21 protein-coding genes are annotated in these 21,762 nt (G+C 59.4%); 10 read left to right on the forward strand and 11 right to left on the reverse strand.

What is annotated here, in order from left to right; genetic code table 11:
- Positions 1-74: 74 nt before the first annotated feature.
- Both B4968_RS07455 and B4968_RS07460 read left to right on the forward strand, forming a co-directional pair.
- Positions 75-1,184: a pyridoxal phosphate-dependent aminotransferase gene (locus B4968_RS07455; RefSeq protein WP_083098003.1), complete on the forward strand. Its 1,110-nt coding sequence runs from the start codon at positions 75-77 to the stop codon at positions 1,182-1,184.
- Between the two features lie 125 nt (positions 1,185-1,309).
- Complete coding sequence (locus tag B4968_RS07460; RefSeq protein WP_083097875.1) at positions 1,310-1,534, forward strand: histidinol phosphate aminotransferase; 225 nt, start codon at positions 1,310-1,312, stop codon at positions 1,532-1,534.
- A gap of 171 nt (positions 1,535-1,705) precedes the next feature.
- Here the strand turns inward: B4968_RS07460 and B4968_RS07465 are convergent, their stop codons facing one another.
- Positions 1,706-2,965: a pyridoxal-phosphate-dependent aminotransferase family protein gene (locus B4968_RS07465; protein WP_083097878.1), complete on the reverse strand. Its 1,260-nt coding sequence runs from the start codon at positions 2,963-2,965 to the stop codon at positions 1,706-1,708.
- Between the two features lie 307 nt (positions 2,966-3,272).
- Between B4968_RS07465 and B4968_RS07470 the strand changes: the two genes are divergently transcribed.
- Positions 3,273-5,132 (forward strand): ABC transporter ATP-binding protein, encoded by a 1,860-nt coding sequence (locus B4968_RS07470; RefSeq protein ID WP_083097881.1) that lies wholly within the window; start codon positions 3,273-3,275, stop codon positions 5,130-5,132.
- 77 nt (positions 5,133-5,209) lie between these two features.
- Here B4968_RS07470 and B4968_RS07475 read toward each other — a convergent pair whose 3' ends face one another.
- Positions 5,210-5,890 carry a TIGR04283 family arsenosugar biosynthesis glycosyltransferase gene (locus tag B4968_RS07475; protein ID WP_083097884.1) on the reverse strand — a complete coding sequence of 227 codons (681 nt, stop codon included), beginning with the start codon at positions 5,888-5,890 and terminating at the stop codon, positions 5,210-5,212.
- A gap of 142 nt (positions 5,891-6,032) precedes the next feature.
- Between B4968_RS07475 and ygfZ the strand changes: the two genes are divergently transcribed.
- Both ygfZ and B4968_RS07485 read left to right on the forward strand, forming a co-directional pair.
- Positions 6,033-6,770: a CAF17-like 4Fe-4S cluster assembly/insertion protein YgfZ gene (ygfZ, locus tag B4968_RS07480; protein ID WP_083097887.1), complete on the forward strand. Its 738-nt coding sequence runs from the start codon at positions 6,033-6,035 to the stop codon at positions 6,768-6,770.
- 179 nt (positions 6,771-6,949) lie between these two features.
- A complete protein-coding gene (locus B4968_RS07485; RefSeq protein ID WP_083097889.1) occupies positions 6,950-7,519 on the forward strand; it encodes an invasion associated locus B family protein in 570 nt (189 codons plus the stop codon).
- A 187-nt stretch (positions 7,520-7,706) separates the two neighbouring features.
- On the opposite strand, the gene efp is transcribed toward B4968_RS07485, so the two are convergent.
- Complete coding sequence (efp, locus tag B4968_RS07490; RefSeq protein ID WP_083097891.1) at positions 7,707-8,270, reverse strand: elongation factor P; 564 nt, start codon at positions 8,268-8,270, stop codon at positions 7,707-7,709.
- A gap of 218 nt (positions 8,271-8,488) precedes the next feature.
- Here efp and B4968_RS07495 point away from each other — a divergent pair, with 218 nt between their 5' ends.
- Together B4968_RS07495 and B4968_RS07500 are read left to right on the forward strand one after the other, a co-directional pair.
- Positions 8,489-8,806, forward strand: a complete 318-nt coding sequence (locus tag B4968_RS07495; protein WP_083097893.1) for a DUF6280 family protein — start codon at positions 8,489-8,491, stop codon at positions 8,804-8,806.
- A 374-nt stretch (positions 8,807-9,180) separates the two neighbouring features.
- On the forward strand, positions 9,181-10,644 hold the full coding sequence (locus B4968_RS07500; RefSeq protein ID WP_083097895.1) for a cobyric acid synthase: 1,464 nt from the start codon (positions 9,181-9,183) through the stop codon (positions 10,642-10,644).
- 160 nt (positions 10,645-10,804) lie between these two features.
- On the opposite strand, the gene B4968_RS07505 is transcribed toward B4968_RS07500, so the two are convergent.
- From B4968_RS07505 to lepA, 7 genes are all read right to left on the reverse strand, one after another.
- Positions 10,805-11,626, reverse strand: a complete 822-nt coding sequence (locus tag B4968_RS07505; RefSeq protein ID WP_083097897.1) for a hypothetical protein — start codon at positions 11,624-11,626, stop codon at positions 10,805-10,807.
- 133 nt (positions 11,627-11,759) lie between these two features.
- On the reverse strand, positions 11,760-12,158 hold the full coding sequence (locus tag B4968_RS07510) for a hypothetical protein (RefSeq protein WP_083097900.1): 399 nt from the start codon (positions 12,156-12,158) through the stop codon (positions 11,760-11,762).
- 74 nt (positions 12,159-12,232) lie between these two features.
- Positions 12,233-13,645, reverse strand: a complete 1,413-nt coding sequence (locus tag B4968_RS07515) for a TolC family outer membrane protein (RefSeq protein ID WP_083097901.1) — start codon at positions 13,643-13,645, stop codon at positions 12,233-12,235.
- A gap of 160 nt (positions 13,646-13,805) precedes the next feature.
- On the reverse strand, positions 13,806-14,459 hold the full coding sequence (locus tag B4968_RS07520; RefSeq protein ID WP_083097903.1) for a protein-L-isoaspartate O-methyltransferase family protein: 654 nt from the start codon (positions 14,457-14,459) through the stop codon (positions 13,806-13,808).
- Between the two features lie 102 nt (positions 14,460-14,561).
- Complete coding sequence (locus B4968_RS07525) at positions 14,562-15,071, reverse strand: PhnA domain-containing protein (protein WP_083097905.1); 510 nt, start codon at positions 15,069-15,071, stop codon at positions 14,562-14,564.
- A 197-nt stretch (positions 15,072-15,268) separates the two neighbouring features.
- Positions 15,269-15,583, reverse strand: a complete 315-nt coding sequence (locus B4968_RS07530; RefSeq protein WP_083097907.1) for a TraR/DksA family transcriptional regulator — start codon at positions 15,581-15,583, stop codon at positions 15,269-15,271.
- A 370-nt stretch (positions 15,584-15,953) separates the two neighbouring features.
- Positions 15,954-17,753 carry a translation elongation factor 4 gene (gene lepA / locus B4968_RS07535; protein WP_083097910.1) on the reverse strand — a complete coding sequence of 600 codons (1,800 nt, stop codon included), beginning with the start codon at positions 17,751-17,753 and terminating at the stop codon, positions 15,954-15,956.
- A 109-nt stretch (positions 17,754-17,862) separates the two neighbouring features.
- Between lepA and B4968_RS07540 the strand changes: the two genes are divergently transcribed.
- From B4968_RS07540 to B4968_RS07550, 3 genes are all read left to right on the forward strand, one after another.
- Positions 17,863-18,993 (forward strand): hypothetical protein, encoded by a 1,131-nt coding sequence (locus B4968_RS07540; RefSeq protein WP_139792632.1) that lies wholly within the window; start codon positions 17,863-17,865, stop codon positions 18,991-18,993.
- Between the two features lie 481 nt (positions 18,994-19,474).
- The gene (locus B4968_RS07545; protein WP_139792634.1) at positions 19,475-19,816 is read left to right on the forward strand and encodes a hypothetical protein; all 342 of its coding nucleotides are present in this window, start codon (positions 19,475-19,477) and stop codon (positions 19,814-19,816) included.
- A 288-nt stretch (positions 19,817-20,104) separates the two neighbouring features.
- Complete coding sequence (locus B4968_RS07550; RefSeq protein WP_083097919.1) at positions 20,105-21,076, forward strand: LysR family transcriptional regulator; 972 nt, start codon at positions 20,105-20,107, stop codon at positions 21,074-21,076.
- A 57-nt stretch (positions 21,077-21,133) separates the two neighbouring features.
- On the opposite strand, the gene B4968_RS07555 is transcribed toward B4968_RS07550, so the two are convergent.
- Positions 21,134-21,601 (reverse strand): low molecular weight protein-tyrosine-phosphatase, encoded by a 468-nt coding sequence (locus tag B4968_RS07555; RefSeq protein ID WP_083097922.1) that lies wholly within the window; start codon positions 21,599-21,601, stop codon positions 21,134-21,136.
- Positions 21,602-21,762: the final 161 nt, after the last annotated feature.

The following is a 21,762-nucleotide window of genomic DNA, read 5'->3' on the forward strand; positions in this document are numbered from 1 at the left end:
ACTGCAGTCTGCTCTGGGGTGCCCCTGCAATACAAGCCTTGCCGCATCGTCATAATTTGCGCTATCTGCGCTGCATGAAAACGCCTCGCTACACCCCGCTTGCCCTTTCCCTGCCCTCCACCGTGCCCTTTGTTGGGCCAGAAACCCAGGAACGGGCACGAGGCGCTGCCTTTGCAGCCCGCCTTGGCGCCAACGAGAATGTCTTTGGCCCCTCGCCGCTGGCCGTAAAAGCCCTGCAGCTGGCCGCAAAAGACATCTGGAAATATGGCGATGCGGAAAACCATGATCTGATCGCGGCTCTGGCCGCGCATCACGACATCCCGGCGCAAAACATTATGGTGGGCGAAGGCATCGACGGCTTGCTGGGTTATCTGGTTCGTTTGCTGATCGGGCCGGGCGATGCGGTTGTCACCTCTGCAGGTGCCTATCCGACCTTCAACTATCATGTGGCGGGCTTTGGCGGCACTCTGCATATGGTGCCCTACAAAGGCGACCATGAAGACCCACAGGCCCTGTTTGCCAAGGCCGCCGAAGTCGGCGCGAAACTGGTGTATCTGTCGAACCCAGACAACCCCATGGGCAGCTGGCACTCAGGCGAAAGCCTGGTTGCTGCACTGGATGATCTGCCTGAGGGCACGCTCTTGTTGCTGGACGAAGCCTATGTGGAGTGCGCCCCGGCCGGCACCGCAGCCCCCGTCGACATCAATGATCCCCGCGTTATCCGCATGCGCACCTTCTCAAAGGCCTATGGCATGGCGGGGGCACGGGTGGGCTATGCCCTGGGACAGGCCGACCTGATCCGCGCCTTCAACAAGGTGCGCAATCATTTTGGCATGAACCGCGCCGCCCAGGCCGGCGCCTTGGCGGCCCTTTTGGATCAGGACTGGTTGGGACATGTGCTGGGCGAAATCGCTACCGCCCGCGACAGTATCAGCGAGATCGCCGCGCAAAACGGCCTGACGGCGCTGCCTTCAGCGACCAACTTTGTCACCATCGACTGCGGGCGCGACAGCGCGTTTGCCAAATCGGTGCTTGAGGCCCTGCTGGCGCAGGATATTTTTGTGCGCATGCCCTTTGCCGCGCCGCAAAACCGCTGCATCCGCGTCAGCTGTGGCCCAAAAGAAGATCTCGCCCTGTTTGCCGCCGCCCTGCCAATTGCCCTGAAAGCAGCCCGGAGTGCGTAACAGACAGCCACAGCGCCCTGAGCTGTGCCAGAAACGATAGCCGCCACACAGTTGGCGGCACTTTTACCAGGCTTTCATCCCTTCTGCGCTAGCCTCTCCAGAGCATACACGCAGGAGGGCGCGCCATGGACTATGATCGGGACACTTCACACAGGCAGCGGCCTGAGCCGCAAGAAGAGGCCACACTGGCGCTTTTTGCGACGGTGCTCTCCTTTGTCGGCCTCAATCTGATGTGGGTTTTCTTTGCCGGCTGGCTGCTGTTTGGCATGGTGCCGGCGCTGCTCTTTGCGCTGTTTCTCAACCATATGATCACCCGAATTGAGCTGAGCATGCAGCCCACAGAGACCTGACACGGCACGCGACAGAGGCACATAGCCGACCCAAAATTTCAGGTCAAACCAGCGCACCGACCAAGGCCCAGCGGCATCTCTGTAACACACTTGTCCAGTATTCAGGCCAGATGTGTAAAAAGCCCCAGATGTGCTAAAAGGCTATGCCAGCCGGCCCGGTTTGGCCAGAACTCAGTCCGGCTTGGCCAGTACACTGGCAGCCGCAGTGAGCGCCCCTGCGCCATGCGGGATATCCAGTGCCAAAAGCCCTGCATTGATACCGCCCAAAAGCCCCATGATCATATGGCCATTCACATGACCCATATGGCCAAGGCGGAAATGGCCATGCCACGCGGGACTGTCAGACGGCGCCAGTCCCAACCCGATGCCCAGAGTGAGGCCAAGGTTTTGCTCCAGCCAATGCCGCAGATCGCTGGCCCGCGGTGCGGGCAGATGTAGCGCAGTCACCGCATGCGAGCGCAGGCTAGGATCAGACACATTGAGGCGCAGGCCTTGCGCCGGATCCGCAATGTTTCCCCAGGCCTCACAGGCGGCCCATACCGCTGCGGCCAGTCGCGCATGGCGGGCCCAGACGGCCTCTACGCCTTCGCGGTGGATAAGATCAAGCGCGGCGCGCAGCCCATAGAGATGGTGCGTCGGAGCCGTGCCGCCAAAATATTGATAGAACTCCTGTGGCGTGGCGCGCGGCGTCCAGTCCCAATAGCGGCTGACCCGTGGCAGTTTCGCCCGCGCCGCCGCCGCCTTATCATTAAAAAACACAAAGCTGACACCGGCAGGCGTCATCAGCCCCTTTTGGCAGGCCGAGACCATGACATCGACGCCCCAGGCATCCATTTCAAAGCGGTCACAGCCAAGCGACGCGATGCAATCCGTCATCAACAAGGCCGGGTGCTGCGCCGTATCCATCACCGCGCGCAGAGCCGCGACATCGTTGCGGATAGAGCTGGAGGTATCCACATGCACCCCCAGCACCGCTTTGATTTCATGCGAGGGATCAGCAGCCAGACGTGTCGCCACCTTGTCCAGATCCCAGGCAGCGGCCGTGCCAAAATCGAGGATTTCGGTCTCAATCCCCAGGGCATTTGCCATTTCGGCCCAGCCGATGGCAAACCGTCCGGAGGCAGGCACCAGCACCTTATCCCCCGGCTGGAGGGTGTTCATCAGCGCCGCTTCCCAGGCGCCATGGCCGTTGGAGATATAGATCGCCACAAAATGCTGGGTTCCCGCCAGCGCCTTCAGATCCGGGATCAGGCTGTCGGTGAGACTCAGCAGCTCACCTGCATAGATATTTGGTGAGGGGCGATGCATGGCTTGCAGAACCGGATCGGGGATTACTGATGGGCCGGGAATTGCAAGATAGGGCCGCCCGCCTGATGGGTTGGCAGAAAGGGTGCCCGCTTGATTTCCAGAGGGGGTGGATGTCGCGTTCATCGATTGTATTCCCACAGGGGCCGGGCCGTTCAAATGCTGCCTGCGACCAAATTGTCAATACCGCAACTCTAGCCCTCGCCTTGCTGAGGTCAATTCCAGAATGGCGCCATTTTCCCAGCCCGTCCGCCACACCAGTTGCCGCAGCTGTCACCGCCCTGTCGCCTTACGTGTCGCCGTCCACGGCAGGGCAACAGAGAGTAGAAAGCTTGCACCCCGGCCATGAGCTGCTTAAATGGCGCAAGCAAGTCACGAGAAGGCGCCAGATGACAGTCAATTTTCGACGCTTTTCCAGCCGGAAATCCCAACTATGAGCAATGAACACACGTCCTCGCGCGAGCTATTGGGCTGGCTCTGGCGCGGCTATCTGCGCCATTACATGGGGCTTTTGGCGATCGCTGTGTTCTTTATGCTGATCGAGGGCGCCACCATGGGCGCGCTTGGCTACATGATGCAGCCAATGTTCGATCTGGTTTTTGTGGCCGGCAATACCAATGCTTTGTTCTGGGTCAGTCTGGCCTTTCTGGCGATCTTTACCATGCGCGGTGTCTCCAGCGTTACCCAGAAGGTGCTGCTGAGCAAAGTCTCGCAGAGCTCGGCTGCGCGTTTGCGCAAGGATATGCTGGCCCGCCTGATCCGTCAGGATCCTGCCTTTCACCAGACCCATGCGCCGGGGCTACTGCTGCAGCGGGTACAAAGCGACGTTGGCGCGATCAACGCGGTCTGGCAGGCCATGATCACCGGCGCCGGGCGCGATACCGTGGCCCTGATTGCTGTGTTGAGCGTGGCCATCAGCATTGACTGGCGCTGGACCGCCATTTTGCTGATCGGGGTGCCGGGGCTTTTGCTGCCGATCTCCTTGCTGCAAAAATACGTCCGTCGCCAGGCCTCTGAGGCGCGCGACCTCGGCGCTACCCTGGCCACCCGGCTGGACGAGATCTTCCACGGCATTGTGCCGATCAAACTGAACAAGCTTGAGAATTACCAACTTGGCCGGTTCTCGAAACATACCGACCGCTTTGTGAAGGCCGAGGTAAAATCCGCCTTTGGCACTTCGGCGATTTCCGGCATGACGGATATTATGGCGGGCGTCGGCTTTATGGCGGTGCTGCTCTATGGTGGATCTGAAATCATCGAGGGCGAAAAGACCGTTGGTCAGTTCATGAGCTTTTTCACCTCAATCGGCCTGTCTTTTGAGCCGATGCGCCGTCTCGCCAATATCTCGGGCATCTGGCAGGCGGCCGCCGCCGCGCTGGAACGCATCAAGGCGCTGATGGATGCACCCATCCTGCTGACAGCGCCCAAAAACCCCGCAGCCGCCCCCAAAGGCCTGCCCTCAATCAGCCTGAAGGACGTCAACCTGAACTATGGCGAGGCAAAGATCCTGCGTGGTCTGACCCTTGAGGCCGAAGCTGGCAAAACAACCGCACTGGTTGGGGCTTCAGGCGCGGGTAAGTCCACCATCTTTAACCTGCTCACCCGCATGGTTGACCCACAAACCGGCAGCGTTCAGGTTGGCGACATCAATGTTGCGGATCTGGCGACCGATGATCTGCGCGGATTGTTCTCTGTGGTGACCCAGGAAGGGCTGCTGTTTGATGAGACCCTGCGGGAAAACATTGTTCTGGGCCGCACGGATGTCAGCGACGAAGCACTGCAAAAAGCGCTGGAGGCCTCGCATGTGGCGGACTTCCTCGAAAAGCTGCCCGATGGGCTCGACACTCTGGTGGGGCCACGTGGCTCGGCACTGTCGGGTGGCCAGCGTCAACGGGTCGTGATCGCCCGCGCCTTGCTGCGCAACACGCCTGTGTTGCTGCTGGATGAGGCCACATCCGCGCTGGACGCACAGTCGGAAAAGGTGGTGCAGCAGGCGCTGGATCGTCTTGCTGGCGGACGCACAACCCTGGTGATCGCCCATCGTCTTTCGACCGTGCGCAACGCCGACAAGATCATCGTGATGGAACGCGGTCAGGTTGCCGATCAGGGCAGCCATGAAGAGCTACTGGAGCGCGGCGGCATCTATGCGGATCTCTACCGTTTGCAGTTTCAGGACGGCAAGACTCTGTTGGACCGGCACGGTATGGCCGCACAGCTTCCCGAGGCCGCAAGTCAGACTGCAGAGGCGCAGTCTGGCTGGTTCAGCCGGGTTGTGGGGCGCCTTTTGGGGTAAGCAAGCGGTACTCGACGTCTCGGCTCAGCACTGGTACGCCATAAAACGAGACCGCCATAAAACGACACTGCTACTGCCTACTTGTGGTAGCGCTGCGCCAGCTTTTTAGGATCTGCTCCAAACAAATAGCGCAACAGAGTCAGCAGGTTACCTGCGCCGCGCCGCAGCCATCCTTGCTGCTGATAGCGCTGCGCGCTGGTGCAGGCCTGCACCGGCAATGCTGTTAGCCCCTTGAGGCGGCGCACCAAAGCCACGTCTTCCATCAGCGGCTGATCCGGATATTCACCCGCCGCAAAATAGGCCTCCCGCCGGATCAGCAAGGCCTGATCCCCGTAGGGAAGCCGAAACAGCCGCGCCCGCAGATTGGCCCAGCCAGCCACGACAAAGGGCCAGGTGCCCTTGGCGCGAAAGCGCAGCTGGAAATAGCCGGCCTGCCCCTGCCCGTCACGCAGATGTGCGGCCACCACAGGGGCCCAGCCCGGCGAAAGTTGCGTGTCCGCATGCAGCACAAGGAGCCAGTCACCCCGGGCCTGCCTGCAGCTGCGCCTGAGTTGGCCGCCACGGGACGCAGGTCCCGAAACCACCTGCGCCCCCGCCTCTTCCGCCAGGGCCAGTGTCGCATCCGTTGAGCCGCCATCACTGATCACCACTTCGCGAATCAAACCCTCGGCCAGCCCCTCCATCAGAGAGCCCAGACTGCCGGGCAGCTCTGCGGCTGCATTCAGGGTGGGGATCACAACACTAATCGGTGCGGGCATGGTGATTTCCTGTTCAACTTGGGCTGCAATCCTATATCACTGGCCTATATCACTGAAACGGGACATAGCCACGCCCCTGTTTGGCCTGTTTCAATCACATCTCACCGCGCCTGTCAGGCCGGATCAATCTGGAGACCACGCCATGCGCGCGCGCAAGATCCTTCGCCTTTCCGGGGCAGATACCCGCGATTTTCTGCAGGGTTTGATCACCAATGATATCAACAAGATCGACCAGGGGCTGGTCTACGCTGCCCTGCTGACGCCACAGGGGAAATACCTGTCGGATTTTTTCCTGTCTGCTGCGGCTGAGGACGTGCTGCTGGACGTCGATGCCGAGCAGGCCGAGGCGCTGATGAAGCGGCTCACCATGTACCGCTTGCGCGCCAAAGTAGAGATCACGGCCACTGATCTGCAGGTAAAACGCGGCACTGGCCCCGCGCCAGAGGGGGCTATGAGCGACCCGCGCCATGCGGCTCTGGGCTGGCGTCTCATTGGAGCGGAGGGCGGCGATGATGGCAGCGACTGGAACGCCCTCTATGTGGCACATTGTGTGCCCCAAAGCGGCATCGAGCTGGGGCCGGACAGCTATATCCTCGAGGCCGGATTTGAGGCGCTGAACGGCGTTGATTTTCGCAAAGGCTGCTACGTGGGTCAGGAAGTCACCGCCCGCATGAAACACAAGACAGAGCTACGCAAGGGCCTGCGCCAGGTCGAGATCACGGGCACGGCTCCGGTCGGCTGCGACATCACCGCAAACGACAAACTGGTTGGCACGGTTTTCACCCAGGCCAATGGCAAGGCGATTGCCTATCTGCGGCTGGATCGCGCCAAAGGAGCGATGCAGGCAGGTGATGCCGAGATCCAACTGCTGCAGTCCTGACTGTGGCGGTGATACGAGAGCCGAGACAAGAGCCGCTGGCCTGCGGCTGCGGGTACTCATTTATTTGTCTTTTGTTCTTAATCTCTTAAGCATCAGGCACCTAGGTTTTGACCATGCCCCAGCGGAACGCTCGCGGATGGGGTGCACGCCACAGTCAAATTTGATCCTTCGGAGACATCATGCGCCGCCGCCTTACACTTGCTCTTGCAACCCTGCCTGCCCTGACAGCCCTGCCCGCCTCTGCTCAATTTTGGGAGTATGGCGCCTGGCGGGTCTATGTGGAGACCCAGGAAACCACCGAGCACACCAGCCATACCTGTTCTGCCGTGACCGGCGGCGATGGCCTGCCTTCGCTTAGCCTGACGGTACACGATCTGGATGCGGGACCACCCACCGACTATCCAGCGCCCACGCTGTATGAAAATGCCTCACGCGGACAAAACACCCAGATACAGAACGGCCAGGCGGTTGCCTTTGTCTTTGACCCACAGGCCGCCCTCTACGGCATCGCCAACGGCTATCTCGACACCGAAGGGTTTGCCCGGGCGGAGGTCGCACCGCGCTGGCAGGACACCGTCAACATGCTGTTGTGGATGAAGGCCGGGCAGTCCATCGACATTTGGACCGTGCAGCCCTATGCCGCCGGGACGCAGGTGTTGCAGGTCTCGCTCGCTGGTTTTACCGCAGCCTATGGCAAGATGATGGACGAATGCGGGTTCAGCATTCAGATTGCCGCGCCGACACATTAGGCAAAGCGCCGCTTCAAACCTGGCTTTGGCGGGCTTCACGTGTTCCCTGGGATTGTCGTCAGCGCCCAATAGCACCGTGAGAAAACCAAGGGCCGCAACGTAACGGGGCATAACAAAAGACCCCACTGCCGAAATAGAGGCAACGGGGTCTTTGCGAAATGGTCGTTCTGGCAGACAGATCTGGTGATCAGGCGCGTTCGGCGTATTCCATGGTCTCGGTGTTGACCACAATCATCTCATCCTGGCCCACAAACGGCGGCACCATAACCTTGACTCCGTTATCGAGGATCGCAGGCTTAAAGGAGTTGGCAGCTGTCTGCCCCTTTACCACAGGCTCGGTCTCAACGATCTTGCAGACCACCTTTTGCGGAATGGTCGCGTTCAGCGCTTCCTCGTCGTAGAATTCCATCACGATGGTCATGCCATCCTGCAGGAAGGGGCGGCGATCACCCAACAGGTCCGCTGGTAGCTCGATCTGCTCATAAGTCTCTGTATCCATAAAGACTAACATGCCGTCGCTCTCGTAGAGGAACTGCTGATCTTTTTGCTCTAAACGCACACGTTCGACTTTGTCGGCGCTGCGGAACCGTTCATTCAGCTTTGAGCCATTACGCAGATTACGCAGTTCAACCTGAGCGAAAGCACCGCCTTTGCCGGGTTTTACGTGATCGACCTTGACTGCGGCCCAAAGACCGTCGTTGTGCTCCAGAACATTGCCGGGGCGGATCTCGTTACCATTGATCTTGGGCATCTGAAAAATCCATCTGGGAAGGTTGATGATATCTTAAGCGTCCCTATATCTGTCGTGGTCACGGCTGGCAAGACAACGATATCTCGTAGAAACTGCGATTAAGCTATGCAAAATTTGCATGAAAGCTATGCACATACGGGCTATCCGAATCGTCACAGTTCCGTCATAAGGAACGCCACGCTGCGAATTGCAATAGCAAGACAAACAAAGGAAACGGGATGCGAGATTTCGTTGACAGCACCGCTTACAATAACGAACAGGGCAACCGGGCACGCAAGCTCTTTGCCGCTGTTGTTCTGGCTGCGTTGGATGATGCCATTGCCGATGATAAGAAATATGGTAACGGACCTGAACAGATTGCCCGCTGGGCGCGCTCACGTGATGGCCGCGAAGTTCTGAGCTGTGCCGGCATTGACCCAAATGAACGGGTTGTCGGTGGGCTGATGGATTTTGTCGGTCGGGGCGTACGGACCTCTGTTGCACTGTCTCGCGAAGAAAGCGAACGGCGCAACGCAGCTCAGGCAGAAGCAGCCTGAAACTGTTGTGGCCCAGAAGGGCCCAAAGAGACCGCAAAGTGGTACAAGAAAAGCGCGTCCTGGGGGCGCGTTTTTCTTTTTCAGCCCTCATATTTGGCCCTAAAATCCGGCCTTCATATATGACGCTCGAATTCGGCCTGCATAAAGGGCGCAGCCAGTCCGCCCTGCCCCGCGCCAAACACGCATGAAACCTGTCGGGACCTCCCCGGCACCAGACGGTTTTGTCTCTGCGCGCCCGAGCCGATCTCGCTAATATTGCAAAAAGCTCTTTTCCTCCGGGGCCTGATCGGCAATCAGACAGGGGCAACACTGGCGCTCTAAGACTGGCGCTTTCAGATTGGCGCTTTGAGAACAGGCACGATGGGAGATGGTCGATGACGGCACGCGCACTGATGATCCAGGGCACTGGCAGCAATGTTGGCAAGTCATTGCTTGTCGCCGGGCTGGCGCGCGCCTTTGTACGGCGCGGCCTGAAGGTGGCGCCGTTTAAGTCGCAAAACATGTCCAACAACGCCGCCGTCACCCCCGAAGGCGGCGAGATTGGACGCGCCCAGGCCCTGCAGGCACGCGCCGCAGGCCTGGCGCCACATGTCGATATGAATCCTGTGCTGCTAAAGCCAGAGAGTGACACGGGCGCGCAGGTCATTGTTCAGGGTAAGCGCCGGGGCACCCAGGCTGCCGGCTCTTTCATGCGCGACAAAACCGGGCTGCTGGAGGCTGCACTCGACAGCTATCACCGTCTTGCAGCCCAGGTCGATCTGGTCCTGATCGAAGGCGCAGGCTCGCCAGCCGAGACCAACCTGCGCCAAGGCGATATCGCCAATATGGGGTTTGCCTGCGCGGTGCAGGCCCCTGTCGTGCTGGTCGGCGATATCCATCGCGGCGGTGTCATTGCACAGATTGTCGGCACCCAGGCGGTGCTTGAACACCAAGACCTGGACCGCATTGTCGGATTTATCGTCAATCGGTTTCGCGGCGACATCAGCCTGTTTGATGCCGGGCGCGACGATATTGCCCGGCGTACAGGCTGGCCTGCCCTCGGGGTGGTGCCCTGGTTCTGGGGGGCCTGGAAACTGCCGGCTGAGGACATGATGGATATCGCCTCGCGCAAAGGCGGCGCCTGCAAGATTGTTGTGCCGCAACTGGAGCGCATGGCAAATTTTGACGATCTTGATCCGCTGGCGGCAGAGCCAGAGGTCACTGTCGAAATCATACCCGCAGGCAAAGCTCTGCCCGGAGATGCCGATCTGGTGCTGATCCCTGGCAGCAAATCCACCATCGGGGATCTTGCCTACCTGCGCGCGCAGGGCTGGGACATCGACATTCTGGCGCATCACCGCCGGGGCGGCCATATCCTGGGTCTTTGTGGCGGCTATCAAATGCTTGGCAAAACCATTGATGATCCACATGGCGTCGAAGGAACCCCCGGCAAGGTTGCCGGGCTTGGGCTGCTGGATGTGCATACTGTGATGTCCGACGAGAAACGGGTCACTCTGACCACGGCAACCAGCCGGGATGGCGACCTGCCTGTCAGTGGTTATGAAATCCACATGGGACGCACAACAGGCCCGGACTGCAGCCGCGCCTGGCTGCAGGTTGGCGCGCGCGCTGAGGGAGCAGCCTCGGCAGATGGCCGCGTCCTGGGCTCATACCTGCATGGTCTGTTCAGTTCCGACCCCTTCAGAGCCCGCTTCCTGTCGAGCCTCGGGTATGACAGCCACAGCCAGTATGATGCGGGTGTTGAGCAAACGCTGGACGCCCTAGCGGATCATTTGGAACAACACATTGATTTAGAGCTGCTTTTATCCCTCGCAACCGAAGTGCCGCGCCTTGAGTAGCCGCAAAAGGCCTGTCCGGAGGCAAGGCGGCGAGCCTTTGGAAGGTGCTACACGACTTAATAACACCGCACTGGCAGACAAGCGCAGTCAATAATACGCCGTGAAACAGCCCAGTTTAAATCAAGTCTTGCTAGATCGAGTCTTGCTAGATCGAGTCTGGTTACAGCAGGTCCTGTGCGGCAAGGGCGCGGTGGATTTCACGACGGACCAATTTGCGGACATTGCGCGTGATTCTCTCACCCAGGGCGCCTTGAAGCTCGCTTCGGACAATGTCAGCAACCAATTCCCGCAGACTGTCTTCATCCAGATAGCTCTCGTCGCCCGTCAGCCCCTGCAGGGCGTCCAGTGCCTCTTCGGCAACCGCATCTTGAGCCAGCTGTGCGGCATCCGCAATATCACCGCTGTCCATGCTCATGGCCTCGGCCTCTGAGCCCGCCTGACTGGCCTGACTGACCTGATGACTGGCCTGATGACTGGCCTGATGACTGGCCTGATGACTGGCCTGAGCTGCCCCGGAGTCTACTCTGGGGCTCTGCGCGGACTCTGGTGCGTCCTCAATGTGATCTTGCCATTCAAGTGTCTCGATAGTGGTCAGTGTCTCGATATTGGTGCCGGCATAGGGATCGCTTGAGGCGCCATCAGGTTCCCACTGCTCTTGCGAGCGCGCCACCTTGGCCTCTAGCTCTGCGATCTTCTGTACCACCGCCGAGACCCGCTGGCTGGAGGCGCTCTCTGTGTCAAACCCGGCTTCTGCACTCATGTCTTGGAGCCGGATTTCTTCAACATGGGCGTCTTCGCCCACCGCCTCAGCACCAACGGCCTCAACGCCAGTTGCCCCGGCCGCAGGTAGTGTCTCCTGTGCGGCTGGGGTAGCGGCTGCATACAGCGTGGCACCAGGTTGACGCCAGGGCGCAGCCTCACGGTCAACCTCACAGTTCGTCTCCCAGTCCGCCTCACGGGCAGCCTCAAGGTGATCTGGCACCGCCTCGGAGGTCAGCTCAGGGTCCGGGCTTGTCTTAGTAACCGCGTCAGTCAGCGCATCGTGGCTGTCATATGTCGCTGGATCTTCAACTGAATCGTTCGGGCTAAAGGCGACAATTTCGCCTTGGTCTAACTCAAACGCGATCCCCTGTGATATCTCCGGGGCGGCTCTCGGGGCTTGCAGAAGACTGCTCTTGCGGGGCCTCTGCCTGCGGGGCCTCTGCCTGCACGTCCCGGCCTTCAAAAACCGAACCTTCGCTCTGCTCAGGCTCACGGCGGAGTCCCTGGTCTGAACCGGAGAAATCTGCAGCATTGCTGTCGGCCCCGGATGAGGCAGGCACAGCGGCTCCTACGGTCTCAGAAGGCCGTTCCGGCACCCGCAAAGCAGGCGTCAGAACCAGTCGTGAGACCGTTTTTGAGACCTCTTGCACGGGGGCCACCGGACGCGACAAAGTGCGGCCATCCTCGCTCACCAACCGGCGGATTGAGGACAGCACATCTTCGATTTCAGCCTGGGTTACAGGATCGGACATATTTCAAAACCACTCTAGCCTTTGTGGCAAGTGTAGCTCTCCTGCCGCAATCGCACAACAACTAGGAAGACTTTTCAGTTCTTCCCCAGCGCTTTGAGCACGCGGTCCAGATCTTTGCTTTGGCGGCTCAGCTGTGCAGGCGCGCCCTTGACCAGGTTATAATACAAAGTCGGATCGTAGATTTCGACCGCCAGCCCCAGGTGCTCTGCTGTCAAAAGACCCTGTGATTGCAACAGGGAATAGGCCGCAGAGGCCTGACTGGCGCGCGACTGCACCCGCGACGTCAGAGCATTCAGCAGATCCTGTTCGGCCTGCAATACATCCAGCGTCGTCCGGGCGCCCAGCGTGGCTTCTTCGCGGATCCCATCAAAGGCGACCTGTGCGGCGCGTACACTTTCGTTCGATGACACCAGACTGGCCGTTGCCGCTTCAAGCGTGACATAGGCCGCCGCGACATCCTGTGTCACCGCGCGCTGGGTGGTAATCAACTGACCCCGCGCCGCATCCCCGCTCGCAAGGCTTGAGCGCAAGGCCGAGGCCAGAGAGCCACCGGAATAGATCGGCTGCGTAAAGGTCAGAGTGGCACCAGAGGTGTCAGAATCACCCGCGCTTCCGAGATCAGTCGTGCCGCTGATGTCTGCCGCCAGCCTGACATTTGGTCCCAGGTTTTTCCGAGCGGAATCCGCACTGTAGTCAGCCGCCTTGACGCTATGTTGCTGCGCCAGAAGGCTTGGGTGATTGCGCGCCGCGATGGCTTCGGCCGCCCCGAGCGAGGCAACCCGCTTGGGCAAAGGTGGCTGTCCGGCCGGAACACCAATATCGTTGCCAACCGCCTCAACATAGGAGGCTTTTGCAGCCAGCAGGTTGCCGCGGCTTTCGATCAGGTTGGAGCGTGCTGAGGCGAGCCGGCTTTGCGCCAGGGCAACATCGGTGCGGGTCACTTCACCCACCTCAAACCGATCCTGCGAGGCTTTCAGCTCTTCCTGCAGCAGACGCAGGTTGTTGCTTTGCAAACGCACGGTTTCTTGTTGCAAAAGGACGTTGATGTAGGCCTGGACCGCGTTGAACAAAACCTGTTGTTCAATATTGATCAGGCTTTGGCGGGTCGCCAGCACGGTTTCCTGTGCTGCAAGCTGTCTCAGCCGCGTGGCGCCGTTATCAAACAGCAGCATGCTCATGGCCAATCCAACGCTTAGCTCGTTGGTGTCGACGCCACTGCTGAGCGCCGAGGTATCCTGATAGCGATGGCCCGCGGTGATCGTCCAGTTGATAATCGGCCGAAGCCCGGCCACAGCGGTCGCCACATTTTCGTCCTGAATGCGCAGCAGAGCCCGATTTTGCTCGAGCAGGCCACTGGATTTATAGGCGCCGATCAATGCGTCAGACAGGTTGTCCGCGCTGGCAACTTTTGGCAGCACAAGCGCAAGCGCCGTTGTGCCCGCAAATACAAACGCCTTCAACAAACTCGCCGAATTCTTCTTGTCCATCGGTAGCCCTATTCGTTTGCCGCGCCGCCAGCCGCGGTAGATTGGTTATGTTTCAAACAGAACGTGCTGTACTGTTTGCTGTTCAGGTCTCAGGTCTGAGTTTTTGTCTTTCGGCACGATACAAGACCGCCCCGAAACACCAATTCTTATGAGGGGCTAATTAAAACGCGAAAGCGGCAGCCCGTTCAAAACCAGGCATCACAGGGGCTCCGTCATTGAACTCAAACCGCCAGGAAATCTGGTCACCACGTTTGTAGCCAACCTTCACCTCGCCCAAAGCGCCGTTCATAAAGATAACTGCGATCCGGCCACCATCCTTGAGCTGGTCCAGCAGGCTGTCGGGGAGTTCCTCGACGCCGCCCTGAACCATGATCACATCATATGGCCCGTGCTCTGCCGCGCCTTCAGTGAGCGCACCCACGTGAACAATCGCGTTGTCGGCGCCAGCCTCGGCCAATTGAGACTGCGCATCGGCAGACATGAACTCGTCTTGTTCGACACCAATCACCATCTGCGCCATACGCGCCGCAACCGCCGTCGAGTAGCCAAGTCCACAGCCCACATCCAGCACCAGCTCATCGCTCTGGATATCGAGAGCATCAAGCATTTTGGCCAGCGTGCGCACCTCAATCAGGGTCCGATTGTCGCCAAGGTCCATATTTTGGTCCGCATAGGCCGCCTCACGCTGCGCATCAGGCACAAAGTCCTCGCGCGCAACGGCCAGAAGGGCCTCAATGATCGGGTATTTGGTCACATCCGAAGGGCGGACCTGGGTGTCAACCATCATGCGGCGACGTTCGGCAAAGTCGGTCATATGCTAAACTCTTTTGTTCAGTCTGTTACAGAAGCTTGTGCCATATCGCTGCTTCTACAGCAACTGGCCTCAGGTGAATTGCACACCATGTTGCCCCAGAGCCTATTTCTTTTTTACGAATTTGGTCAAAATAACGATCCGCTGTCCCTCGACACGGCCTTCGATATGTTCGGGATTGTCCTGAACCAGCGAAATGCCCCGCACCGCAGTGCCCCGCTTGGCGGTGAAGCCCGCGCCCTTTACCGGCAGATCCTTGATCAGAACCACATTATCCCCCGTCGTCAGGGGGGCGCCGTTACTGTCCACATGTGCGCCAGCAGAAGACTGATTGTCGGCCCAGGCGCGGGTCTCGTCATCCAGCCACAGCTGCTGCGCCAGATCGCGCGCCCAGTCCTGATCTGATAGCCGGTCAAGGATCCGGCTTGCCAGCACCTGAACTGCAGGCTCAGGCGTCCACATGGTAGAGGACAGGCAGCGCCAATGGCTGGCCTGCAGCTCTCCGTCGATCTGCGCCTGGCAGGTGGCACAAATTTGCACCCCGGCATCATCCGGACCTCCGGGAACCGCATAAAACCGCGTCGCCTCCTCGGCAGAACACAAGGCACAGGACATAGCAAAGCTCCAATAAACTGGGTTGTGTCGCCTTACCGCCAACGCCCCCAAAAGAAAAGCCTGACCCCGTTGCCCATTTGTCTATCTGCCCGCTTGCCTATTTGCCTATCTGCCTGTTTGCGTACTGCCCCCGCCGCCGCCCGGTGTCTCCTCCGGGCGCCTGCTGCGGCGCGGACCATCATATACGCGACGCGCGCCTACTTTGCGCAGCCGCTGCAAAACGGCGTGGCGGGCAAAAGATCAAGCCGCTGAGGCGCAATAGCCTCGCCGCAGATCTGGCAATAGCCATAGGACCCCTCAACCAGACGCGCCAGGGCGGCGTCAATCTGACGGAGTTCTTCCAACTCACTCAGGCCGAGGGTTTCAAGCACCTCATCGCCCTGGCGCTCCGAAGAGCGGTCCTCCCAATCCTGCGACATTGGGGCATCCAGCGCGTGCTCGACCTCAAGCAAATGTCCGGCCAGCGCCTGGCGTCGCGCCTCAAGAGCCTGCTTACGTATTGCAAATTCCATGCATCACCCTCCCTTATCAGTGGTCTTGCACCACCTTGCTCAAGGGTAAGCGTAAAACATTGACCGAAGTCAAGAAACTCGCGTGATCTGGGGAGTATTGCGAAAACTGCACTGTAGACGAGAACACTGTATGCGGGAACACTACATGCGGGAACACCGTATGCGGGAAAACTGCATGCGAGAAAACTGGCATCAAAGATGCCGAAGCCCAGATCTGCAGCAGGTCGCCCGAAATCCAAACGGAGAACCGACGCCTAAATCAAAAGGCTAGCTGCGAACGAACCCTGCTCGGCATCGTGCCAGAATGCCTGCCCTGAGGAGGCTGCCCGCGACAAGCGCCATCGCGCGCGCCCTCATGAAGCGTTCGGCTTTAGCTGTCCATTTTAAGCGCAGAAATAAACGCTTCCTGCGGGATGTCGACCTTGCCGAACTGGCGCATTTTCTTCTTACCCTTCTTCTGTTTCTCCAGCAGTTTCTTCTTCCGGGTGGCATCACCGCCATAGCATTTAGCGGTCACGTCTTTACGCATCGCTGACAGGGTTTCACGCGCGATCACCTTGCCGCCAATGGCCGCCTGGATCGGGATCTTGAACATATGGCGCGGGATCAGGTCCTTGAGCTTTTCGACCATAGCGCGGCCACGCGCCTCGGCGCGGTCGCGGTGCACCATCATCGAAAGCGCATCAACAGGCTCGTCATTCACCAACACCGACATCTTGACCAGATTGTCAGTCTGATAGCCGGTCATCTGATAGTCAAACGAGGCATAGCCCTTGGTCACCGATTTCAGCCGGTCGTAAAAGTCAAACACCACCTCGTTCAGCGGCAGATCATAGACCGCCATGGCACGGCTACCGGCGTAGGTCAGATCCATCTGCACGCCGCGACGATCCTGGCACAGCTTCAGCACATCACCGAGGTATTCATCCGGCACCAGAATAGTCGCCTTGATGCGCGGCTCTTCCAGGTGATCGACAATCGTGAGGTCCGGCATATCGGCCGGGTTGTGCAGCTCGATCATCGTGCCATCACGCATATAGACGTGATAGACCACCGAAGGTGCCGTGGTGATCAGGTCAATGTCATATTCACGCTCCACCCGGTCGCGGATCACCTCAAGGTGCAACAGCCCCAGAAAGCCACAGCGGAACCCAAAGCCCAGCGCCGCCGATGTCTCCATCTCAAAGCTGAAAGACGCATCATTCAGCGCCAGTTCGTCGATGGCATCGCGCAGGTCTTCGAACTCGGATGAATCCACCGGGAACAGACCACAGAACCCCACCGGCTGCGCAGGCTTAAAGCCCGGCAGCACCTCTTCGGTGCCCTTTTTCTCGTGCGTAATGGTGTCGCCCACACGGGTATCACGCACCTGCTTGATCGAGGCGGTCAGGAACCCAATCTCGCCCGGCCCCAACTCATCAATGACGGTCATCTCAGGGCCGAACACGCCGATGCGGTCCACATGGTGGGTTGATCCATTGGAGAGCATCTTGATCCGCTCGCCCTTTTTCAGCACCCCGTCCATGATCCGCACCAGTACGATCACGCCCAGATAGGCGTCATACCAGCTGTCCACCAGCATCGCCTTCAGCGGCGCTTCACGAGTGCCTTTCGGCGCGGGCAGCTCATTGACAATGGCTTCAAGCGTCTCGTGAATGCCCTCGCCGGTCTTGGCCGAGACCCGAATGGCGCCAGTGGCCTCGATGCCAATGACATCTTCGATCTGCTCTGCAACCCGGTCACAGTCCGAGGCCGGCAGGTCGATCTTGTTCAGAACCGGCACGATCTCGTGGTCGGCCTCCATGGCGTGATAGACATTGGCCAATGTCTGCGCCTCAACGCCCTGCGTTGAATCGACCACCAAAAGCGAGCCCTCAACCGCGCGCATCGAGCGGGAGACTTCATAGGCAAAGTCGACGTGACCGGGGGTGTCGATCAGGTTCAGCACATAGGCCTCACCGTCGTCGGCCGTGTAGTCAATGCGCACCGTGTTGGCCTTGATGGTGATGCCGCGCTCGCGCTCGATGTCCATACTATCAAGCAGCTGCGCCTTCAGATCGCGCACCTCCACCGTGCCGGTCTCCTGGATGAGCCGGTCAGCGAGGGTGGATTTGCCATGGTCGATATGGGCGACGATGGAGAAATTGCGGATTTTGGCGAGATCTGTCATGTCTCGGGATATGAGTTGAAACCTTGCCTTGGTCAAGCGTGCGTATAGGCTGGCGCCAAGTTATTTCACCACAAATGCGTCCACAACGCAGCATTGGGGCAGATTGGCAGTGGCAGAGTTTGAAAAGATCACCGATCTGAAGCAGCTAGAGAGCTGGCTCACGACACAAGACCCCCGGATGAGTCGCGCCATCGCCGCCCGCGCCGCCCTGCGCGCCCTGCCCGCACTGATGGCACTTGGTGTCCAAACCGCCGGCAAAACGCCCGATGCCAGCTTGCTGTTATCTAGACTGCGCGCAACGCTCATATCTGGCGTTGCGAGCAGCTGCCCCATAGATATGATGCGCACCCAAAACTCGGCCCATGCTGCTGTGGCGCCCTACGCCGAAGACTCCCCAGCTTCCGCTACTGTCGCCTTCGCCTCCTCTGCCAATTTTTCAGCCTCAGACGCCGCATCGACCGTCTATACTTCCGCTCGCACCGCACTCAGTTACTCCACTTTATCCGCCCGCTACGACGCCCGCTCTGCCGCCTTCTCCGCCGCCTTCTCTGATGCCGAACGGGGTAAGGATGGCGAGGCCAGTCAGGTCTTTGCCGCGCTGCTCTGGCCCAACAGCAACGACATCGCGCAACTTCTTCAAATATGGGAAACATTTGAGGCGCGTCCCGATCCCGACGGCATCTGGAGCTTTTGGCGCGACTGGTATCGCAGCATGCTACAGGGCACGCCGATGGACTGGGACCTGCAATTGCAGGTCGCGTTGATTGACAACGCCATCTGGGAGGCTGGCCCCGAAACCGTCGCCAAGGAAATCTCCCGGATCCGCGCGAAGTTTGAGTTGGAACAAGAGGTCAAACACCTCAAAGAACAACTCACGGCCCTGAGACAAGCCACCACCTCTCCACAGATCGGTGACAATGGCGGACCGCCGCTGGATGCCCTGCCTAGCAAAGCCTTCAAGAATGACATCGTGCTACTCTGGGATGATCTGGACACGTTGGAGGCGGAGATTGCCAAGCCTGCGCCCTCACGCGCCATTCTCAAGCGCATTGGCAGGTCGCTTAGCGAAATCGCATTGCGCATCACCTCCCACTGTGGCGCTACGCTGGACGTCGCCGTCAAAGCCGGAGCAAAAACAATCGGGACAGCAGTCGGCGGGTTGGTCGTAGCTGACTACATTAAGCCCGGCGCAATCGAGGCCGTAGCTAAGGCTATTGGGACATTTCTCGCCACACTTTGAGAACGCCGAGCGGCGGGCGCGTTCCGCACCCCCCCCGGACGAACGCTTAGAGTGCCATCAAAAACGAGGCGACCAAATCTACCCTCAAGTAGTATCCTGCTAAGATCAACGCCCATTCCAAATGCCTAAGCCCCCCCGCTCAGTCGCCTGACTGGGCCGCGCCAGAATTTGCATTGCCTGTTGAAAAGCGCAATCATCTCCCAGATAGTTGCCACTGGTTACCACGCTGCCTTTTCACTCCCCACGGCAAGGCGCGTTGCGCCTTCCCAAGGTCAGCCGCGCCCCTCATCAATGCGCCCGCCCTGTCCTGCACCCGGCAAAAACCTGCGCATTTGTGAAGGGATTTTAACCAAGATTGAAACCCTCCCGCGATTTTGTCATATTCCCGCGAAACCGGACCAGTCTTTCGGCCAGTCTTCCGGCCACTCATACCGCCAGCCATACAGCCTGTGATCCGGGCATCGATACACGAGGGACACTCATGAACCTGCCACTCCCCTCCCTGCGCCATGCAGGGCTATGCGCCGTTTTGGCAGCCCAGGTTTTCACCGCGCAGGTGGCCTTTGTGCAGTCTGCCGAGGCCGGGGCGATTGAGCGCGCCTGCCGCAGCTCTGATCGCAGGGCCGCCAACCCCGCGCTGTGCAGCTGCATCCAGAAGGTCGCCAATGCCCGGCTGACCATGTCGGAACGCAAAACAGTGTCGAAATGGTTTGGTGATCCGCATCAGGCCCAGGTGGTGCGCCAGTCCAGCAACAGCCGCGATGAACACCTGTGGGAGCGCTACAAGCTCTTTGGCGATACCGCCGCCAAAACCTGCGGCTAAAGCCCTCCCACTGGCCTAGTGTCTACTGGCCTGCTGTTTCAGAATGCTGATCGGGACAGCCGCCCCCAATCGTGGCAGACAGCCTTTGCCAGGCTGCTACAGACGGCCTGCAGCGCCAAGTTTTCATAAAGCCAAAGCTGGTACCCTGACAGCTCATCTCATGCCGCATCGCAGAACGGGGCTTTGCAGGCCACCACTTTAGGGGGAACTGCAGAGCCAATGGCACCCTTGACCGGCGGGGGGGAGCCAAGGAAACTACCGCCAGCTAATAGTTTTTGGAGCATGTGCATGTTGATCAAGGGGGTTACCCTCCGGGGGCTGGAGGTTTTTGAAACTCTGGCCAAGACCGGATCCGTTGCGCAGACCGCCGAAGCGACCGGTCTCAGCCAACCTGCGGTCAGCCAACAGTTGCGTAACCTTGAAAAAGCCCTGGGCACTGATCTGGTTGATCACGGCCGCCGACCCATGGTGCCGACCTCTGCCGGGCGAAACTTTCTCGCGCGCACCCAGGCGGTGTTGTCTGAACTGCGCCTGGCCCAAAGCGAGCTATCCATGATGGACCTGAGCCATCTGCCTGCGCTCTCCATCGGATTGATTGATGACTTTGACAATGCCCTGACGCCGCGGCTTGTCACCGCCCTTGCCGAGAGCCTGACGCAGTGTCGCTTTAAAAGGATCCCCGCCTCCAGCCGGGACATTCTGCGCGCCATCGAGGCCGATGAGATCCACCTTGCCGTCACCGCCACCACGGGCGAGCCGCAGGAGCGGCTGATTGAGTTCCCTCTGGTGCGTGATCCCTTCATTCTGGTTGCTCCCAAAGGCTTCATTGCCAGCCCCGATGCGGCAGCAGGCCAGCTCAACCAACTGCCTTTTCTGCGCTACGCTCAGGACCAGCTGATCTCGCAGCAGATTGAAGCGCAGATCCAACGCCAGTCGGCTGAATTTGAGAATCGTTTTGAGATCGGCTCACATCTGGCGCTGATGGCCATGGTTGCCCGTCGCATCGGTTGGGCGGTGACAACGCCGCTTGGCTATATGCGGGCGGCGCGGTTCCACGACGACATCGAAGCCTTCCCGCTGCCGTTTGGTGAGGCTGCGCGCAGAATTTCGCTGTTCGCCAGCAAGGACTGGGCTGACCAGTTGCCACGCACCGTCGCTCAGACCACCCAGGGGCTGATCAAACGGCAGATGATAAACCCCGCCATCGCCCGCCTGCCCTGGCTGGCGCAGGACTTCAAACTGCTGGAAGAGCTCAGCTGACCCCGCCACCCCATATATTCTGAACGCAGCTAAAACGTGGCACGCGCTGTCCGGGCTTTAGTCCAGCTGCAGCTTCAGTCCTGCCGCTGCCCGTTCAATCAAATCCAGACAGCCATCGAAATCGCGCGTGTAATAGGGGTCAGGAACATGGTCCGCATTCCTGTCCAGCGCGAAATCAGTGAACAGGCGCACCGGCACCCGTTTACCAGCTGGGCGCAGCACCTCGATATCTTCGAGGTTGCTGTGATCCATTGCCACAATGAGATCAAAGCGATCAAAATCTGCGGCTATGAACTGGCGTGCCCTCAGGTCTGAGACATCCAAACCACGCGCCTTCAACGCCGCCTGCATGGGCCCATAGGGCGGCTCTCCCAAATGATAGCCTGCGGTGCCTGCACTGTCAGTTTCAACCTCGGGGCACAGCGCGCGAAACACGCCCTCGGCAGCTGGAGACCGGCAAATATTGCCCAGGCAAACAAACAGAATACGACTGGGACTGAGACGGGGACGGGGACTGACAGGCATGGCCTACCTCCTCAAAGAGCAGTCCATTTAGCGCAATAAATCCAAATCATTACAAGTGCCTCATGGCAAAATCACTGCCTTTCTATAGCTTGCTATAGCTTGGCTTCCTGCCAAAGGCAGGCTTGGAAGGCCTGCACGGCTAGGCTACGCCCAGAGAATTT

The organism is Pseudophaeobacter leonis (genome assembly GCF_002087335.1).
Lineage (GTDB): Bacteria > Pseudomonadota > Alphaproteobacteria > Rhodobacterales > Rhodobacteraceae > Pseudophaeobacter > Pseudophaeobacter leonis.

What these genes read in the sequence shown, in the direction of transcription:
- B4968_RS07455 (WP_083098003.1), top strand. Translation starts at nt 75, where the DNA reads ATGAAAACGCCTCGCTACACCCCGCTTGCCCTTTCCCTGCCCTCCACC.
- B4968_RS07460 (WP_083097875.1), top strand. Translation starts at nt 1,310, where the DNA reads ATGGACTATGATCGGGACACTTCACACAGGCAGCGGCCTGAGCCGCAA.
- B4968_RS07465 (WP_083097878.1), bottom strand. Translation starts at nt 2,965, where the DNA reads ATGAACGCGACATCCACCCCCTCTGGAAATCAAGCGGGCACCCTTTCT.
- B4968_RS07470 (WP_083097881.1), top strand. Translation starts at nt 3,273, where the DNA reads ATGAGCAATGAACACACGTCCTCGCGCGAGCTATTGGGCTGGCTCTGG.
- B4968_RS07475 (WP_083097884.1), bottom strand. Translation starts at nt 5,890, where the DNA reads ATGCCCGCACCGATTAGTGTTGTGATCCCCACCCTGAATGCAGCCGCA.
- ygfZ (WP_083097887.1), top strand. Translation starts at nt 6,033, where the DNA reads ATGCGCGCGCGCAAGATCCTTCGCCTTTCCGGGGCAGATACCCGCGAT.
- B4968_RS07485 (WP_083097889.1), top strand. Translation starts at nt 6,950, where the DNA reads ATGCGCCGCCGCCTTACACTTGCTCTTGCAACCCTGCCTGCCCTGACA.
- efp (WP_083097891.1), bottom strand. Translation starts at nt 8,270, where the DNA reads ATGCCCAAGATCAATGGTAACGAGATCCGCCCCGGCAATGTTCTGGAG.
- B4968_RS07495 (WP_083097893.1), top strand. Translation starts at nt 8,489, where the DNA reads ATGCGAGATTTCGTTGACAGCACCGCTTACAATAACGAACAGGGCAAC.
- B4968_RS07500 (WP_083097895.1), top strand. Translation starts at nt 9,181, where the DNA reads ATGACGGCACGCGCACTGATGATCCAGGGCACTGGCAGCAATGTTGGC.
- B4968_RS07510 (WP_083097900.1), bottom strand. Translation starts at nt 12,158, where the DNA reads ATGTCCGATCCTGTAACCCAGGCTGAAATCGAAGATGTGCTGTCCTCA.
- B4968_RS07515 (WP_083097901.1), bottom strand. Translation starts at nt 13,645, where the DNA reads ATGGACAAGAAGAATTCGGCGAGTTTGTTGAAGGCGTTTGTATTTGCG.
- B4968_RS07520 (WP_083097903.1), bottom strand. Translation starts at nt 14,459, where the DNA reads ATGACCGACTTTGCCGAACGTCGCCGCATGATGGTTGACACCCAGGTC.
- B4968_RS07525 (WP_083097905.1), bottom strand. Translation starts at nt 15,071, where the DNA reads ATGTCCTGTGCCTTGTGTTCTGCCGAGGAGGCGACGCGGTTTTATGCG.
- B4968_RS07530 (WP_083097907.1), bottom strand. Translation starts at nt 15,583, where the DNA reads ATGGAATTTGCAATACGTAAGCAGGCTCTTGAGGCGCGACGCCAGGCG.
- lepA (WP_083097910.1), bottom strand. Translation starts at nt 17,753, where the DNA reads ATGACAGATCTCGCCAAAATCCGCAATTTCTCCATCGTCGCCCATATC.
- B4968_RS07545 (WP_139792634.1), top strand. Translation starts at nt 19,475, where the DNA reads ATGAACCTGCCACTCCCCTCCCTGCGCCATGCAGGGCTATGCGCCGTT.
- B4968_RS07550 (WP_083097919.1), top strand. Translation starts at nt 20,105, where the DNA reads ATGTTGATCAAGGGGGTTACCCTCCGGGGGCTGGAGGTTTTTGAAACT.
- B4968_RS07555 (WP_083097922.1), bottom strand. Translation starts at nt 21,601, where the DNA reads ATGCCTGTCAGTCCCCGTCCCCGTCTCAGTCCCAGTCGTATTCTGTTT.